22 protein-coding genes are annotated in these 15,236 nt (G+C 60.8%); 17 read left to right on the top strand and 5 right to left on the bottom strand.

The window, feature by feature from the left end; genetic code table 11:
* Nucleotides 1–374 precede the first annotated feature (374 nt).
* A complete protein-coding gene (locus QRN25_RS12200; RefSeq protein ID WP_285019716.1) occupies nt 375–923 on the top strand; it encodes a hypothetical protein in 549 nt (182 codons plus the stop codon).
* Between the two features lie 103 nt (nt 924–1,026).
* Nucleotides 1,027–1,659 (top strand): MarC family protein, encoded by a 633-nt coding sequence (locus QRN25_RS12195; protein WP_285019715.1) that lies wholly within the window; start codon nt 1,027–1,029, stop codon nt 1,657–1,659.
* Between the two features lie 8 nt (nt 1,660–1,667).
* Here the strand turns inward: QRN25_RS12195 and QRN25_RS12190 are convergent, their stop codons facing one another.
* The 3 genes from QRN25_RS12190 to QRN25_RS12180 are packed head-to-tail and all read right to left on the bottom strand — an operon-like array spanning nt 1,668 to nt 2,526.
* On the bottom strand, nt 1,668–2,027 hold the full coding sequence (locus QRN25_RS12190) for a hypothetical protein (protein ID WP_285019714.1): 360 nt from the start codon (nt 2,025–2,027) through the stop codon (nt 1,668–1,670).
* On the bottom strand, nt 2,024–2,293 hold the full coding sequence (locus tag QRN25_RS12185) for an usg protein (RefSeq protein ID WP_285019713.1): 270 nt from the start codon (nt 2,291–2,293) through the stop codon (nt 2,024–2,026). Before QRN25_RS12185 ends, QRN25_RS12190 begins: the two co-directional genes overlap by 4 nt.
* Complete coding sequence (locus QRN25_RS12180) at nt 2,290–2,526, bottom strand: hypothetical protein (protein WP_285019712.1); 237 nt, start codon at nt 2,524–2,526, stop codon at nt 2,290–2,292. The genes QRN25_RS12185 and QRN25_RS12180 overlap by 4 nt, the downstream gene beginning before the upstream one ends.
* Nucleotides 2,527–2,797: 271 nt before the next feature.
* Here QRN25_RS12180 and groES point away from each other — a divergent pair, with 271 nt between their 5' ends.
* Nucleotides 2,798–3,112 carry a co-chaperone GroES gene (gene groES / locus QRN25_RS12175; protein ID WP_285019756.1) on the top strand — a complete coding sequence of 105 codons (315 nt, stop codon included), beginning with the start codon at nt 2,798–2,800 and terminating at the stop codon, nt 3,110–3,112.
* Between the two features lie 55 nt (nt 3,113–3,167).
* Nucleotides 3,168–4,787, top strand: coding sequence for a chaperonin GroEL (gene groL, locus QRN25_RS12170; protein WP_285019711.1), 1,620 nt, complete (start codon nt 3,168–3,170; stop codon nt 4,785–4,787).
* 338 nt (nt 4,788–5,125) lie between these two features.
* On the opposite strand, the gene QRN25_RS12165 is transcribed toward groL, so the two are convergent.
* Complete coding sequence (locus tag QRN25_RS12165) at nt 5,126–7,717, bottom strand: HWE histidine kinase domain-containing protein (RefSeq protein WP_285019710.1); 2,592 nt, start codon at nt 7,715–7,717, stop codon at nt 5,126–5,128.
* 321 nt (nt 7,718–8,038) lie between these two features.
* Between QRN25_RS12165 and QRN25_RS12160 the strand changes: the two genes are divergently transcribed.
* The 4 genes from QRN25_RS12160 (at nt 8,039) to QRN25_RS12145 (ending at nt 9,947) form a co-directional block, all read left to right on the top strand.
* Nucleotides 8,039–8,770: a Crp/Fnr family transcriptional regulator gene (locus QRN25_RS12160; RefSeq protein WP_285019709.1), complete on the top strand. Its 732-nt coding sequence runs from the start codon at nt 8,039–8,041 to the stop codon at nt 8,768–8,770.
* A gap of 358 nt (nt 8,771–9,128) precedes the next feature.
* The gene (locus QRN25_RS12155) at nt 9,129–9,395 is read left to right on the top strand and encodes a type II toxin-antitoxin system Phd/YefM family antitoxin (protein WP_285019708.1); all 267 of its coding nucleotides are present in this window, start codon (nt 9,129–9,131) and stop codon (nt 9,393–9,395) included.
* A complete protein-coding gene (locus QRN25_RS12150) occupies nt 9,373–9,789 on the top strand; it encodes a type II toxin-antitoxin system PemK/MazF family toxin (protein ID WP_285019707.1) in 417 nt (138 codons plus the stop codon). Before QRN25_RS12155 ends, QRN25_RS12150 begins: the two co-directional genes overlap by 23 nt.
* 5 nt (nt 9,790–9,794) lie before the next feature.
* Complete coding sequence (locus tag QRN25_RS12145) at nt 9,795–9,947, top strand: hypothetical protein (protein ID WP_211152038.1); 153 nt, start codon at nt 9,795–9,797, stop codon at nt 9,945–9,947.
* Between the two features lie 125 nt (nt 9,948–10,072).
* Here QRN25_RS12145 and QRN25_RS12140 read toward each other — a convergent pair whose 3' ends face one another.
* Nucleotides 10,073–10,393: a hypothetical protein gene (locus QRN25_RS12140; protein ID WP_285019706.1), complete on the bottom strand. Its 321-nt coding sequence runs from the start codon at nt 10,391–10,393 to the stop codon at nt 10,073–10,075.
* A 247-nt stretch (nt 10,394–10,640) separates the two neighbouring features.
* Between QRN25_RS12140 and QRN25_RS12135 the strand changes: the two genes are divergently transcribed.
* The 9 genes from QRN25_RS12135 (at nt 10,641) to QRN25_RS12095 (ending at nt 15,233) form a co-directional block, all read left to right on the top strand.
* Nucleotides 10,641–10,955 carry a DUF7673 family protein gene (locus QRN25_RS12135; protein ID WP_285019705.1) on the top strand — a complete coding sequence of 105 codons (315 nt, stop codon included), beginning with the start codon at nt 10,641–10,643 and terminating at the stop codon, nt 10,953–10,955.
* 33 nt (nt 10,956–10,988) lie between these two features.
* Nucleotides 10,989–11,525, top strand: a complete 537-nt coding sequence (locus tag QRN25_RS12130; protein WP_285019704.1) for an AAA family ATPase — start codon at nt 10,989–10,991, stop codon at nt 11,523–11,525.
* A 96-nt stretch (nt 11,526–11,621) separates the two neighbouring features.
* Nucleotides 11,622–12,293 (top strand): hypothetical protein, encoded by a 672-nt coding sequence (locus tag QRN25_RS12125; RefSeq protein WP_285019703.1) that lies wholly within the window; start codon nt 11,622–11,624, stop codon nt 12,291–12,293.
* A gap of 11 nt (nt 12,294–12,304) precedes the next feature.
* Complete coding sequence (locus tag QRN25_RS12120; protein ID WP_285019702.1) at nt 12,305–12,604, top strand: hypothetical protein; 300 nt, start codon at nt 12,305–12,307, stop codon at nt 12,602–12,604.
* A gap of 16 nt (nt 12,605–12,620) precedes the next feature.
* Entirely contained in the window at nt 12,621–13,130 is a 510-nt protein-coding gene (locus QRN25_RS12115; protein WP_285019701.1) for a hypothetical protein, read from the top strand.
* A gap of 63 nt (nt 13,131–13,193) precedes the next feature.
* A complete protein-coding gene (locus QRN25_RS12110; protein WP_285019700.1) occupies nt 13,194–13,439 on the top strand; it encodes a type II toxin-antitoxin system VapB family antitoxin in 246 nt (81 codons plus the stop codon).
* Nucleotides 13,439–13,834: a type II toxin-antitoxin system VapC family toxin gene (locus QRN25_RS12105; RefSeq protein WP_285019699.1), complete on the top strand. Its 396-nt coding sequence runs from the start codon at nt 13,439–13,441 to the stop codon at nt 13,832–13,834. The genes QRN25_RS12110 and QRN25_RS12105 overlap by 1 nt, the downstream gene beginning before the upstream one ends.
* 91 nt (nt 13,835–13,925) lie before the next feature.
* The gene (locus tag QRN25_RS12100; protein WP_285019698.1) at nt 13,926–14,432 is read left to right on the top strand and encodes a hypothetical protein; all 507 of its coding nucleotides are present in this window, start codon (nt 13,926–13,928) and stop codon (nt 14,430–14,432) included.
* 18 nt (nt 14,433–14,450) lie between these two features.
* Nucleotides 14,451–15,233, top strand: coding sequence for a hypothetical protein (locus QRN25_RS12095; RefSeq protein WP_285019697.1), 783 nt, complete (start codon nt 14,451–14,453; stop codon nt 15,231–15,233).
* Nucleotides 15,234–15,236 lie beyond the last annotated feature (3 nt).

The following is a 15,236-nucleotide window of genomic DNA, read 5'->3' as shown; positions in this document are numbered from 1 at the left end:
GCTTAGCGTGGACAATAGCGGGTGCGCTTCGCCGCGCTGGCGGCGCGTGACCGATCCCCTGACCGGATCGACCGGCTGCGGCGATCCGCTCGAGAAGATCGAGCTGCGCTTTTTAGACGCAGAGACCGCGGGGAGCTACTGTCAGCGTCAGGGATTGGACTTCTCGCTGCATGGTGCGCCGGGTCGCCCGCGCCCGCTTCCCAGTCGCCTGCCAGCGGAACCGACGCCTGTGCTGTGCTGCTGGCCGACAGGTCCGCACGCTCGATGCTGCGGCCGCTATCCCGCCGCGCTTGAAAGCGCGCTGGGCTCGGGAAGCGCGGCTGGCGTCGGGGGGATGGCATTTTCACATTCACCATGATCAGAGGAGACGTTTGATGCGAAAAATTCGTACAGCCGTCCTGGCCGGCGTGGCGGCGGTCGCCGCCATCGGCACCGCGCTGGCGGCGAGCCATGGCAGCCATATTATGAAGGTCGGCCTGCCGGACGGTGCGGTCGCCCGCATAGAATATGAGGGAGATGTCGCGCCCAAGGTCACGGTCACGCCTGCCTCCAGCGTTCCACCGATCACTTGGCTCGATCCATTCGAGCCGGCGGCATTCGCGGCGTTCGATCGGATTGCGGCGGACATGGACTGGCAGAACGACCTGATGATGCGTCAGGTTCGCGCCTTGCCGCTTCCGGCAATGGCCGATGGCGGGAAGATCGACCTTACGGCGTTGCGCAGCCTGCCTCCGGGGACTGCCAGCTACAGCTTCGTCTCGACGACCAATGGGGGAAGCACCTGCAGCTGCAGCGTTCAGGTCATATCCCTTGGCTCGGGGCAGCCACCGAAGGTCGTGTCGCACAATTCCGCTGACTGCCGCGAAGCGCCGCCAGCGGCTGCCGCGCATCCGAACCGAACGGACGCAATGCGCCGCACATGACGCAGCTTGCTGTCGGCCATCCCGATAGCTCATTCAAAGCCACCTGAGTCATAAGGGGGCGGCGTGGCCGCCGCTCCCTTTGCAAGTTTCCGTTGCCTGACCCATGCACATATCACCCAGCATCCTTTCCACCTTTATCACCCTGCTCGTCACCATCGGTCCGATCGAGACGGCGGTGGTCTTCGCCGGCCTGACGGCCGGAATTCACCGCAGCGAGCGGATCAGTCTCGCCACGCGCTCGGTCACGATCGCCACTGGCGTGCTGCTGCTGTTTGCTGTTGCGGGCGGCGTCGTTCTTTCGCTCCTGCATATCTCGCTGCCCGCATTCCGGGTGGCAGGCGGCGTGCTCCTGTTCCTTCAGGCTTTGACGCTCACCTTTTCCAGTCCTGGACTCTCATCCATCAGCGAAGGCGAGCGTCAGGAAGCCGAAGGGCCTGGCGACATTGCGGTCTTTCCGCTGGCGTTTCCCTTGATCGCGGGCCCCGGAAGCCTTTCGGCCGCCGTGCTCGTCATGGGCCGCACCGAGAACTGGATCGAGGGCGGCTGCGTGCTCGCGATGATCATGGTTTGTATGCTGTCGACCTGGCTCGCGATGCTCGCGGCCGACCGCCTTGTCCTTCTGCTCGGCAGCACCGGTGCCGACGTCGTCGGCCGCATCTCCGGCGTGCTTCTCGCCGGCCTCGCCGTCCAGTTCGTCTTCGACGGTCTCGCGGCTGCGCCGTTCCTGGCTGGCTGAATCAGCCGCTATGCGGCCTCGTCGAGCACCCGAAGCACCCGGTCGAGCATGGCGGCGTTCGAAGCGGCCTTGGGCAGTTCGCGGCGGGCGAAGCGCTGAAGCGGTGTGAGGTCCCGTCGCGGCAGTCGCAGCGTGATCAGGCTTTGCCCCAGCGCATCCCGGGGCACGCGCTGGGCTGCCTTGCCGGAGCGCAGGAAATGATCGAGGAGTCGCTTGCGGTCGGCAAAACTCCAGCCCAGCGCTTCCAGCTCATCGGGTGGCACCGACAGCAGGGCGAGCGCGAATTCCATGATGTCGTCGAAGGCGAGGACGAGGCGGACCGTCCGTCCGCCCCGCCCGCGCCAGCGCTCGCCAAGACCGTTCGTCATTGCAGTGGGATGATGCGATCGACCGCACGCCATTCGGTGGGTCCGACCAGTCGGCCATGGGCGATCCTTACCGAATGGAGCGCGGCCTCGACTTCAAGTCGCCAGTGACCCAGGAAATCGAACAAGATGGGGAAATCAGGCGCAAGATCGTATTCCTGCCATATGAACAGCTGGAGAAGCGACGGCGCATCGGGCCGGTAGTAATGGATCTCGGCGGTGGTGAGACCGTAGCCCTCCAGCTGAGCGATGAATCCGCGATCGCTCATTGAAGCGACCGACTATCATTTCGTGGTTCGTCAAGTGATCGCATGGCGGCGAACACCTCATCGATCGAAACGGCTTGCCTGGCGCCGGGAGGCTTTCGCATCAAGGGCAGGTTCTTTACCGCAGAGTGGTCGGATGCCCAGGAGGCGAGGATGGCGCGTTTGACCTCCGGCTCAAGGCTCGGGTGGCGCGCAACGTCGAAGGGGTGCAAGAAACGCGAAAATGGCTGCGACATGGCCGTGGCTCCTTTCCTTGTGTCGCTCCTTTCTCATGCGTGCGGTCCCGCACGAGGCTCAAGATTTTGGTGCTGATCCGAGTCGCGTCAAGAGGGATGATGCCATCGGACGTCACCTAGAATGGCTGGATTGGCACTCAGAAGAGATGAGTGCCAAAAAATTTCGGTCGCCCTCTTGACCCAAAAAATCTCATTTCCTAGTTCACGGGAACCTGTCGTTCAGATGAACGGCAGGGACATCACAACCTGTTTTGCATCTGGAGGTTTTGCCATGCATTTCCGCCCCTTGCACGACCGTGTGGTCGTCCGTCGCATCGAAGCCGAGGAGAAGACCTCGGGCGGCATCATCATCCCTGACACCGCCAAGGAAAAGCCGCAGGAAGGCGAAGTCGTCGCCGTCGGACCCGGCGCCCGCGACGACAGCGGCCAGTTGGTCGAGTTGTCCGTCAAAGTCGGCGACCGCATCCTATTCGGCAAATGGTCGGGCACCGAGGTCAAGATAGATGGCGAGGATCTGCTCATTATGAAGGAGAGCGACATCCTTGGCGTGATCGACACCGTCGTGCCTCTCAAGCAGGCGGCCTGATCGACCGCCCTTATCCCTCGAACATTCAGGAAGGACATAGAAAGGAGTAGCAGCGATGGCTGCCAAGGAAGTGAAGTTTGCGTCGGACGCACGGGACCGTATGCTGCGCGGCGTGGATACGCTGGCAAATGCCGTGAAGGTGACGCTTGGTCCCAAGGGCCGAAACGTCGTCATCGAGAAGAGCTTTGGGGCTCCCCGTATCACCAAGGACGGCGTGACTGTCGCCAAGGAAATCGAGCTTGCCGACAAGATCGAGAATATGGGCGCGCAGATGCTGCGCGAGGTCGCCAACAAGCAGAACGACAAGGCGGGCGATGGCACCACCACCGCCACCGTGCTCGCCCAGGCGATCGTGCGCGAGGGCTCGAAGGCTGTCGCCGCCGGCATGAACCCGATGGACGTAAAGCGCGGCATCGATCTCGCGGTGGGCGCGGTCATCAAGGATCTTGAGAGCCACGCCAAGAAGGTCGGCGCCAACAGTGAGATCGCGCAGGTTGCCACCATTTCCGCAAATGGCGACGAGGAAGTCGGTCGCATCCTCGCCGAGGCGATGGAGAAGGTTGGCAACGAGGGCGTGATCACGGTCGAGGAGGCCAAGAGCCTCGAGACGGAACTCGAGACGGTCGAGGGCATGCAGTTCGACCGCGGCTATCTCTCGCCCTATTTCATCACCAATGCCGAGAAGCTCAAGGTCGAGCTCGACGATCCTTATATCCTCATCCACGAGAAGAAGCTCTCGAACCTGCAGGCGCTCGTGCCCCTGCTCGAGAAGGTCGTGCAGTCGGGACGGCCGCTGCTGATCATCGCCGAGGATGTCGAGGGCGAGGCGCTCGCGACGCTCGTCGTCAACAAGCTGCGCGGCGGGCTCAAGATCGCTGCGGTCAAGGCGCCGGGCTTCGGCGACCGCCGCAAGGCCATGCTGGAGGATATCGCGATACTGACGGGCGGCAACGTGGTCTCCGAGGATCTCGGCATCAAGCTCGAGACCGTCACTATCGATATGCTCGGCCGCGCCAAGAGGGTGACGATCGACAAGGACAACACCACCATCATCGACGGGGTGGGCCAGAAGGACGATATCGACGGCCGCGTGGCGCAGTTACGCCAGCAGATCGAGACCACCACGTCCGACTACGACCGCGAGAAGCTGCAGGAGCGAGTGGCCAAGCTTGCTGGCGGTGTCGCGGTGATCCGCGTCGGCGGCGCAACCGAGGTCGAGGTCAAGGAGAAGAAGGATCGCGTCGACGACGCGCTCCATGCGACGCGGGCTGCGGTAGAAGAAGGCATCCTGCCGGGCGGCGGCATCGCGCTGCTCCGTGCGATCAAGGCGCTCGATGGGCTTAATGCCGCCAATGACGACCAGCAGTCCGGCATCGACATCATACGCCGGGCGCTGCGCGCGCCCGCGCGGCAGATCGCCGAGAATGCCGGCGAGGACGGCGCCTATATCGTCGGCAAGCTGCTCGAAAGCTCCGACTATAATTGGGGCTTCAATGCGGCCACCGCTGAGTATCAGGACCTCGTCGAGGCGGGCGTCATCGATCCGGCGAAAGTGGTGCGTACTGCGCTTCAAGACGCGGCCTCGGTCGCATCGCTGCTGATCACGACCGAGGCGCTCGTCGCCGAGCTGCCGAAAGAGGAGAAGGCCGCGCCGATGCCGGCCATGGACTACTGACAGTATCGGGGCCGGCCTCAACCGGCCCCGATCTTTCTGTTTCAATCGGCAGGCGGGGACTTGTTAATCTCCCTCGACCAATCCGCGAAGGGTGGTGCCTCGAGGTTGACACGCCATGCCCTGTCTTCACCGATCTTGTAGAGCGTGTAGCCTGCCTCCTCCATCCTCAATTATGATGATGGCCGCATCGCCGCACCGCATCCGGAAGCAACGTGCTACGAAATGCGCGCTTGCCATGCGGGCCTCGACAAGAGCGGCCTTGAGACCTCGGGCGCTAACTCAGACTTATCGAAACCGAGTTGCTCGGAACGAGGCCGAAGTCGCCATCGCGAAGCACTTTATTCGCCAGTCCTCAGATTCTCATAGGCTTCCGCAAGCTGATTGAGGAGGCTTTTTGCGCCGGCAGGCTTTCTCACAACTGGAACATCGCGCAGATGTTCGGGGATCATGACATTGTCCCCATAACCTGTCGCAAAGACAAATGGGATCCCCAGTGCGACAAGATGATCCGCAATCGGCTCCGACGTGTCGTCGCCCAGGTTGAAGTCCAGGACAGCGGCATCCGGTTTGTAAGAACCTAAGCTGCGCATGGCGTGCGCAGCATCCGGCGATAAGCGCACTTCTTTCGCGCCAAGCTGGCGCAACAGTTCTTCGGTATCCAGCGCGATCAGAGACTGATCCTCGACCAGAAGGATGGAAAGACCATCCAGTCCGGGTACCGCCGCGCCCGTTCCAGCGTCCACAGCTTCCGATGGTGCTGGCAGAGATCCCTCGGCAACCAGAGAAGCAAATTTCGGAGGAATGACCAGTCGAGCGACTAGGCCGCTTTCCAGATAATCAAGATCGACCAGACCGCCAAGATCATAGACCATCGTCGTTTGAATGAGCTTCGAGCCAAACCCCTGGCGACTAGGAGCGAGCGTTGGCGGCCCGCCTGTTTCGCTCCAGCGGATCTCGCACCCTTCGCTTTCTGAGAACGTCCAGCTAATGTCGAGGCGACCTGTGGGTACTGACAACGCGCCATATTTCGCCGCATTGGTCATCAGTTCGTGGACCACCAATGCCAGGGTTCCGAAAGCCCGATCGTTGAGCCGAACTTTTGCGCCTGCGGCGATCACCCGCTCTGTTTCAGAACCATAGCGATGCAACCCGGCCTCCGCCTCTATTAAGGTTGCAAGATCGCCGCCCACAGCAGCACTCAGCGACTGGTCATGCGCAAAGGCAAGTGCGCGCAGGCGCCCTTCGAACGACGAGGAGTAATCCTCGACCGAACCGGCATGGGCGCCAGTCTGCACCGCAATAGACTTGATCAGCGTGATGATATTCTTGACGCGATGATTAAGTTCGTCATTCAGCATCCGTCGCCGCTGATCGAGCCGCCCGCGTTCTTCGGCAGTGATTTCGTTTTGCTTCAGGAAAACATCGCGCAAATAGGTCCGCACGGTATCGGCTGCGGTCAAATCAGTTTCGCTCCAGGGACGGCTTTGTCCCCGTACCTCTTCGCGCCATGTCTCGAAGCTTCCGCGTGGGGTCAGCCGCTGCCCGTCCGGAGTATCGATGACGAGCTTGGTAGGTTTGCCCGCCCACTTAATTTCATGGGCCTCTTCGCTACGGAAAATCAAGAGATAATCACGCGGCATCGAGGTCAGCGGAATAGCAATGACGCCAGCAACCGATTGTCCGAAATTGACCTGTCCTGTGAGCTTACGCAAGTGCTGGGTATGCCAAAGGGCCAGCTGCGATGACGCGGAGCGCGGATGCACCTGCTCCTCCCCAGCGAGATAACGCACCAGTTCGAGCGCTTCATCATGCGTCGGAGTGACGCCACTGGCCGTCCATTGGTTTTCCGCCCACAGACCGACGCCATCGCAGTCGAAAAGCTCGGAGAAGGCGTCCAGATGGTCACGCAACCCTTCCATCAGGGTTTCATCAACCGCCAGTCCAGCGAGGATCTTGTCGAGCCGTTCACGGGCTACGCTTGAAGCAACGATGTGGGCGCGCCGCTCGGCGACGGAGATTTGCAGGGAAAAATAATGCCCAAACAGCTCGGCGCCGACTCTCAAAGGAACCGGAACCACTTTGGGGCTCTCATGGTGGCAAGAGATGAGACCCCAAAGTTCGCCATCGATCAAAATTGAGATCGACATGGAGGCGTGAACACCCATGTTCTGCAGATACTGGCAGTGTATGGGCGACACGGATCGCAGCTGCGCGAACGACATATCAATCGGCAGTTCGCCTGGCTTGATCGCCGGCTCCAAGGGCACCGGCGCGTAGCTGGCGTCTGCGATGGTCCGGATTGTATTGAGCTTGTAGAGTCGCCGCGCTTGGTAGGGGATGTCTGACGCGGGGAAATGCTGCCCCATAAAGCTCTCAAGCTCTGGCTGCTTCGCCTCGGCGATGACGCGCCCGGCACCATTATGCAAAAACTGATAGACCATGACGCGGTCGAAACCGAGCATCGCCCGAACTAGGCGGGCACCGGATTTCGCCAAGGCGCCGACCTCGGTCTCCACATTCACCCGCCGCATCAGCCCTTGAGTCAGGTCGAGCGCGTCTTTTGCGCTTTTCGCGCCATCCAGCGAGGGCTCGAACTCTACGATCAACCTGTCTTTATGGCTATGGACGATCATGTCGACTGGATCGGTGCCATGAAGCACCGTCATGCCAAGCTCGACGCCGGCAATCTCGCTACCGCCGGCCTTGGCACTGGCATTCCGGACCGAATGGGCAGCTTCGGCCCCAATGATCTCTGCCAGGGGCATACCGGGCTTGATTGTTGCGCCATTGCCAAGAAGGTCGCCAGCGTTCACAGACGCAAACAAGAGCGTGAAATCTGTCGGTGACACCACCAGCATAACTCCGTGGGGCTGGATGCTGCCGGGAATCTGGATCGGTTCCCGATCACAGTTTGTCAGATCGACGGTCATGGCAGGTAGCTTCGCCATATCAATCGGCCCCTTGTGCGCGTTGGAACGCGTTGGCTACGATAAGCATCACGGGGAAACGAAAAACGACATAGGTCGTTTCGATGTCAAACGCCGCTGCAAATTTGTCTGTAAAAGGAGGCACTTCTAGATCCGAGCTGGGTGGCGTTTCCGGCCACGGGCAGGGGAATGCACACTCCACAGCCATTCACCGAAAAAGCTCATAACGCGAGTTATGTGTGCGAGTAACATTGGTCAACCATGAGCTTTGTGCATAAGTGCACCAAGGCGCCCAATGTTAATGCAGATTGATCAGGAGAGACCATGTCGGCGCCTACCCCGGAAGAATTGGCAGGCAATGCCCTACTAGCAACTCTGAGCGATAGTGATCGCGAGCGTCTAATGCCGCACATGCTGGTCTTTGACCTCGAGCCACATGCGGTGCTGCAAAAGGCAGGGGGTGAAGTCGTGGACACATGGTTCCCGTGTGGCCCGGCGATGGCGGCCTTCTGTGTCAGGCTGAAAGACGGTCCGGCCGTCGAGGTCGCGCTGGTTGGCAGGGAAGGGGCTATCGGCGGCATCGTGTCAAATGGGAATGTCCCCGCTTTTGCGACTGCGCAGGTCATGTATGGTGGGCGCTTTTTGCGCATCAAGACGGCCGCGCTGGAACAAGCCAAGCTGGACTCTTTGACCTTACGCCATTGGTTCTCCCGCTACTCGGACTGTCTGCTGGCACAGGTCTTTCAGACCGCCGCCTGTAATGCCACCCATACAATCGCGCAGCGTACAGCAAAATGGCTGCTTGCAGCGATCAGCCGAACGCATTCAGCCGAATTTGCCATCACGCACGAGCAACTCGCGGAAATGCTGGGCGTGGGTCGATCATTTGTGACCCGTGTCATTTCAAAGCTGCGGGAGGCCGGAACGATCGAGACTCGCCGCGGTGTGTTCATCGTCAGGGATGAGCAGGTACTGCGCGATACCGCGTGCGACTGCACCACAACCATCGAGGACCATTTCGATACGGTGCTGCAGGGGATTTATCCGCTGAATTGAATATTTTGATCGAAAACGAGCAAAGCTTTTGCGCTGCAACATTAGCTCCCCCAGATGCGCAAATATGGGCAGGTAGTAGCCTCTAGTCTTCGGCCGTAGCGCTTGGGAGGCAAAACCTCGGACACTTGCTGACATCCTGAATCATGCCGACGCCCTGAAAGGGAAAGGGAAGGCGAGGATTAGACGAGCACCCGGGCATGCTCAACTTGATCGAGTGCTTCAATGCTGCGGAGCATTAACGATCAACGCCCGCAAGGACATTTGAACAGCAATTGCAATTTCGCGCATTCCGTATTATACGGAATACCGATAATTGTACGGATTGCGCGGTATCTGCGCGATAGCAGGAGATCTGGCCATGAGCTTGTCCATCGAAACCTTCCGCTCGAGCGAAGTCTCGAAGCGCTTCGGCTTCTACTACGATGAAGCCATGACCCACCCGATCGCGGTCGAACGCAATGGCGCCGCGCGTGTCGTGATGCTTCCTGCCGCAGAGTACGAACGCTTGGCGCGCCTTGATCACATCGCGCTCGCTCCCGAAGAACTGAGCGACGATGCGTTCAACGCGATCGCCAATGCCCAGCCTGTGCCCGAGTCCTACGATGCCAACAAGCTCCTGGACTGAGCCGCGTCCCGGCGAGGTCATCAATTATCTTTACCTCTGGCGGCACGAGCACGACCGGGGCGAGGAAGAGGGCCGTAAAATTCGGCCATGCATGGTCGTTGGCACGTACCTGAAGCATGGGCGCTTGCGCGTCATCACAGTGCCGCTGACGACGCGGGATTATTCGCCCGAGCACTCACTCGAACTTACCCCGCGCGTGATCGAGCATCTTCGCCTGGATACGCGCAGCCGTATCGTCTGGAACGATGTGAATGAATTCACATGGGTAGGGCCTGACGTTCGATCCGGCGCCAACGGCACCCCGGTAATTGGCGCCATGCCCGAGAAAATCTACCGCCAGGTCGCTGCCAACATCCTTGCGCGCCGGGTGAAGATCACGCACCGGACGGAATGAGGTCTATGCAAACGGCCTCATTCCTGACCATCAGCGCCTTCGGTATCATCGTCGTAGCCGCGACGATCATCGGCAACTTTGGCCTAACCCCGTTGGGGAAATGGTCGTTGCGTCTGGCGGGTGTAATTTTGATCGCGGCAGGCTTACTGCTCGCTTGAAATAAGTTGCCGGCGACAGGCCGGTCGCGTTTAGCCCGCCGCCTCCGGGCGCCTTAACATCTATTGGGTTTAGATCAAGTCGGCGGTCAGCCGATGGATCAAATCATCATAATTCTAACGACCCCCTAAAGATCGATATTCCGGCGCTCGATTTCATCGATCACCGCCTGTTCGAACTCAGACAGGTTTTCGCCGTCTTCGACTTTATCCCATGCATCGACCAACTGTTCGTCGGTCATCGCCTCCACCTGTTCGGCGTGAAGGGAGCGGCCATCCCCTACCTTCAGCCCTACGCCCATCGCGTCGCCTCGCTCGATTCCCAGGCATGGGGCACCGCGGCGCGGCGCGATGCCCGGCGCCGACAGGTATCGAAAACCGACGCTCTTGCGGCCGATCACATGGAACACTGGACCATCACCCAGCTCGATCGACTTCGCGAACCTCATCGCCCGATGGCCATCACCCTCGAACCTGCACCTTCACAGATGCCGTCCGATCCATGGGAAGCCGCCATCCAGCAAGCATAGGCCGAGATCCGAGCGCTCATCGAATCCGGCGAATTGGCTCACGACGAAGTGACCGCTGCATGGATCGAGACATGGGCGGCCGACCTCTACCGCGCTCGCCCCAACGCGGTTTGCCTGTAGCTTCTATTCGTTTCCTCACATACGCTTCAGCTTGAAGGAGATCGTTATGACTACCATCAGTGTCGATCACGCCAGCGCCGCCGCGGCTCTCACTCGCCTGATCGACGTAGCCAGATCGGACACCGGGCAATCGGCCAGAGTGGCCAATTTCCTTTTGGCGTGGTGGAATGGCGACGATTGGGGGCATTTCCCGATTTCGGACCTCTTCGGCGTCGACCGCGAGATTGCCATCGATATCGCCACGATCGTCGCTTATCTCGCAGATCACCCCGGGGCGGTCTATGCAGACGCCTTTGGTGAGCGAGAGGCTATGGGCGATCTGGTCCACTTGTGGCGCTCGGAAACGGGCGCACCGGTCTAGCTCCGAACGGCTACATGGCCGAGGTCATGCAGAATGACTGACCACCTTCACATCATCACAGGCGGTCCAGGATCGGGCAAGACGAGTTTGGTGGACGCGCTGGCCAGCCAAGGCCTTCATCGCATGCCTGAGGCTGGCAGAGCAATCATCCAGGATCAGGTGGCCATTGGCGGCACTGCTCTACCATGGGCCGATAAGGAAGCATTCGCGACCCTGATGTTGGCGTGGGAGATGCGCTCCTTTCGTGAAACGGTAAGCGCACGCGGCCCTATCGTCTTCGATCGTGGCATCCCCGACGTCATCGGATTTCTGCGGCTGTGCGGGTTGCCTGTGCCGGCCTCCACGCTGAAAGCTGCCGAGCTGTTTCGATATGCGAGCAGGGTGTTCATCGCTCCACCCTGGCCGGAGATTTTTACGCAGGACGCTGAACGGAAGCAGACGTTGGCGGAAGCCGAAGATACTTACCTCGCGATGGTCGATACCTATTCAAGCCTGGGATACGAGCTCGTCGAACTCCCTCTGATTACTGTGCCGGAAAGAGCGAGATTCGTTCGCGACCAGATAGGTTAGCAATCACGAGAGGTCCGAGGGCCCAAGGCTGCAGAGGGGAGGGGGAAAGGAAAGATCGAGCGCGGGAATGCGCTCGGTCTGACCCGGAGCCCTACCATGACCTACGACGTCCCGTTCCGTCACATGCAGGCGATCGACCCCAGCAGCCTGACCACGATCACCGCAACACTTCATGCCATCAATCGGGCCACGGAAGATTGCCGCATTGCTGGCGTCGATCCCGACCACGACCCGGCGATCGCGCTGCTCGCGCGCCATTTCGCGACTGTCACCGCCAACCGCGGCGATGATGAAAGTCTGCGCTTCGCCTGCAGCCGCCGTATGGCCGAACTCGAACGCTTCCCCGCGCTTCTCACCCTGGCGGTGCGCGGCGTTGCCCATGACCGGGTAGCCAAGGAGCGATTCCACGCCGACGGGCGTAAGGCCATGAAGGCGCTCGCGCTGGAAATCGGCCTCGCCCCCGGCAGCTTCACCATCAGCTCCACGCCCAGCGATCCCGCGATCGCAGGATATGTCGCGCTGTCGAGCGATGATATTTCGATCATGCTCAGCGTGGGCCCGCTCCATGAAGGCAACGAGGTGCAATACTTCGCCAAGCGCGGTCCTGCAGCCGGTCAGAAACTGCGCTTTGCCCCCATGCGCGATTTCGTCCGGCGTGCACGCTTTGCCGCACGCATCCATCGCGATCTGCGCCTCGATGCCATTGTGCCATCGCCCTCACCCGTCGAGACCACGGCCCCGATCACCCGCGAACCCATCGCCGCTTAGGGAGACATCCCATGCTCACCACCCAACAGGTTGTCGATCAGGTCCGCAGCGATGCCGCACGGATCGAGCGCTTCGTGCAGCGCCGCGAGACTTTCCTCGATGCGCTGGACTGGACAATGCTCACTTGTGATCAGGTCCATGATGCTGCCATGCTGGACTTCATGCTGGAAGATGACCTTGCCGAAGCCCTCCAGCGGGTTTCCATGGCGGAAAGCCTTGCTGCAATGGGCATGCCCCTTGTCCCTACCTTCATCCGCTACAATCCGTTCCCGCGCCCCTGGCATGCGGAATGGCTGGCACTGGTGAACTGACCGGAGATCCATCCTCGTGAGCCGATACGATTTCGCCGGAAAGGGCGTCGCGAGCAGCGTTGCCATCGGATGGGACCGGCCCCTGTCCACATTCTTTGTCCAGGTCATGCAACCGCATCCGCGCATCGAGGGCGAGGAAACAATCTATATCTGGAAGGGCGCGACCCCCGGCGAGCTTCCAACGGCTGCAGCCGCAATCGCTGTGGCGGCCGAATACGCCGATCTGCCCAACGATCTTGGTGCGATGCTTGAAACCGATCGTATGAAGACGCTTGGCACCTTCGACGGCCCCGCTCAGTTGGCCACGAAACCCCTGATCCAGACATCGCCTCTGGCCATCCATACCGAGGCCGAAGCCCGCGAGGCCGGTTATACCCGTGCCGTCGTGGCAGACAGCGTACACCACACGCTTGAATCGCTGATCGATCCGGATACCGACCTCGATTCCACCTTCCTCGCGTTCGACCGCAGCGAGAACGAAATGCTTCAAATCCATGGCTGGAATTTCTGCATCGAGCTGGAGTGACGCGAGGGCGGTTGGAATATCCCGCCCGATAGAGTATATCCAAACTTCATGGAGGATATCCTGATGTCTCTTTACGTCAAAGACGCCGAGGTCAACCGCATGGCGCAGCGCCTTGCCGCGATGCAGCGCGTGAGCAAGACCGAAGCGGTGCGGCGTGCGCTGCTGCACGAGCTTGAGCGCGAGGAGCACACGCCTACCCTTGTCGACCAGGGCCTTGAATTTGCACGTGCGCTGCGCGCCAAAGCCGGTCCCAATGCGGGCAAGCCCGCCGACAAGGCTTTCATCGACGGCCTCTACGGAGACGAATGATGTTCGTCGATGCATCGGCAATCACCGCCATCCTCGCAGGCGAGAGCGATGCGGCAGATCTGCTCGGCCGTCTCCATATTGCGCGCGTGCGCATCACTTCGCCGCTGGCCATCTGGGAGTCGGTCTTGGCGGTGCGGCGCATCCTCGATCTGGAGATCGCTGCCGCACACGAGGCGGTCGAGGAGTTCATGCGCCTTGCTGGTATCGAGGTCACGCCCGTTCCCGCCGAGGCACACCGGCAGGCGGTCGAGGCTTACGACCGTTACGGCAAGTCCCGACATCCTGCCGCGCTCAATTTCGGGGACTGCTTTGCCTATGCCTGCGCGCGTGTCGCCGGCGTGCCCCTTCTCTTTAAAGGCGACGACTTCCCGCAGACCGACATTGAGGCGGCTTGATACCGCTTCGATAGACCCCAAGGGCATCCCATAGCCTTTGAGTTGAGGGGGAAAGGGCTCGTCGATCCATTTGGGATCGACGGAGGTTCCCTTGTCCTACACCATCGACATTGGCGCGGCGCCCGCGAACGCCCACTGCGCCCAACTTGGCCAGACCCCTGATTTCGAGCGGGTCAATCGCTTCGAGATCGACGCCTACCGCATCGGCATCATCGCGATCCATGGCCTTCCCCCTGAAGGCTGCCGCCTCACCAGCAAGCCCAATCGCCACGATTTCGGCACCTACCGCACTCTCGTCCTGCACATCGACGACGAGAATGACCCTGCGGTCGCCGCCTATGCCGAGGCCGTAGAAGACGGGCTTGGCTCCTGGATCGAGGCCGCGATTGCGTGCCCCGTCGAATATGACGGCAATGTCGGCACCATTCCGAGGCCCGAACTCGACGAGGTGACGATCGGGGCTCTGCTGACCACGCGCCCCGGCGCCAACGGCCGTTTCGCGATCCCCGCGTTTGAGACCATCCACACCAACCTTTCGGCCGCATTCCCCAAGCTCGCCGAGGCCGCCCGCGCGCGCCTCGCTGGCGATGCCGCCTGAGCGCGCAGGAGATCCATCATGGCGAATAACTACCTCTCCAGTTCCTTCATCCTCGAGATGACCGCCGACGATGCCGAAATGGTCAGGCTGGCGCAGCGCGCGAGCGAGATCGTCGAAAATCCCTGTATAGGCGATACCGGACGCGACCTCGAATACGCCGACCTTGGACCGCGCTTCGCCGCACTCTTCCCGCCTAAGGACGATGACGATTTCGGCAGTTTCCTCGACCTCTTCGACGATCCCGACTTTCCGACGTTCGACTGCAGCATCGTCATCAGCGAACCCGATACCGAGGGCCACTGCAAAGTCAGCTTCAGCGGCAACCAATTTGGCGTCGATCAGGTGGCGAACCTGATTTTCGCCGCATGCAAATCCGCACTCCCCTGCGCATTCTCATGGGCATACATTTGCGATGCCTTGCGGCCCGACGAGTTCGGCGGCGGCTGCGTCATCATCACCGAAGCCGGAATCGACTTTCACAGCACGACCGGGATCATCGGACGGGTACTCGGCACCGGCGCCGGTCCCTCCGAGACCCCCAAGCCGGTATTCGACCCGGCGCTCGTCTCCATCGAGCAGAAGCGCTTCAGCCATACCCAATGGGAAATCCTCGTCTGCTACAACGGCCAGCGCATCGAGCAGTATGGCGACAAGATCGAGCTGGCCGGCAAGGAATATCGAGGATACCCGCCCGAGGTGTGGATGGCAGTCGCCTATCCCGAAGCGATTGCGCGTGACATGGCCAGCAGGCTTCCCGTCGTCGAGGAAGCCGCGATAACCTCCCATCTGACGACGCACTGATCC

The organism is Novosphingobium sp. fls2-241-R2A-195 (assembly GCF_030209485.1).
GTDB classification, from domain to species: domain Bacteria; phylum Pseudomonadota; class Alphaproteobacteria; order Sphingomonadales; family Sphingomonadaceae; genus Novosphingobium; species Novosphingobium resinovorum.
Note: the sequence above shows the minus strand (reverse complement) of the source record. Positions and strands in the feature narration are given on the sequence as shown.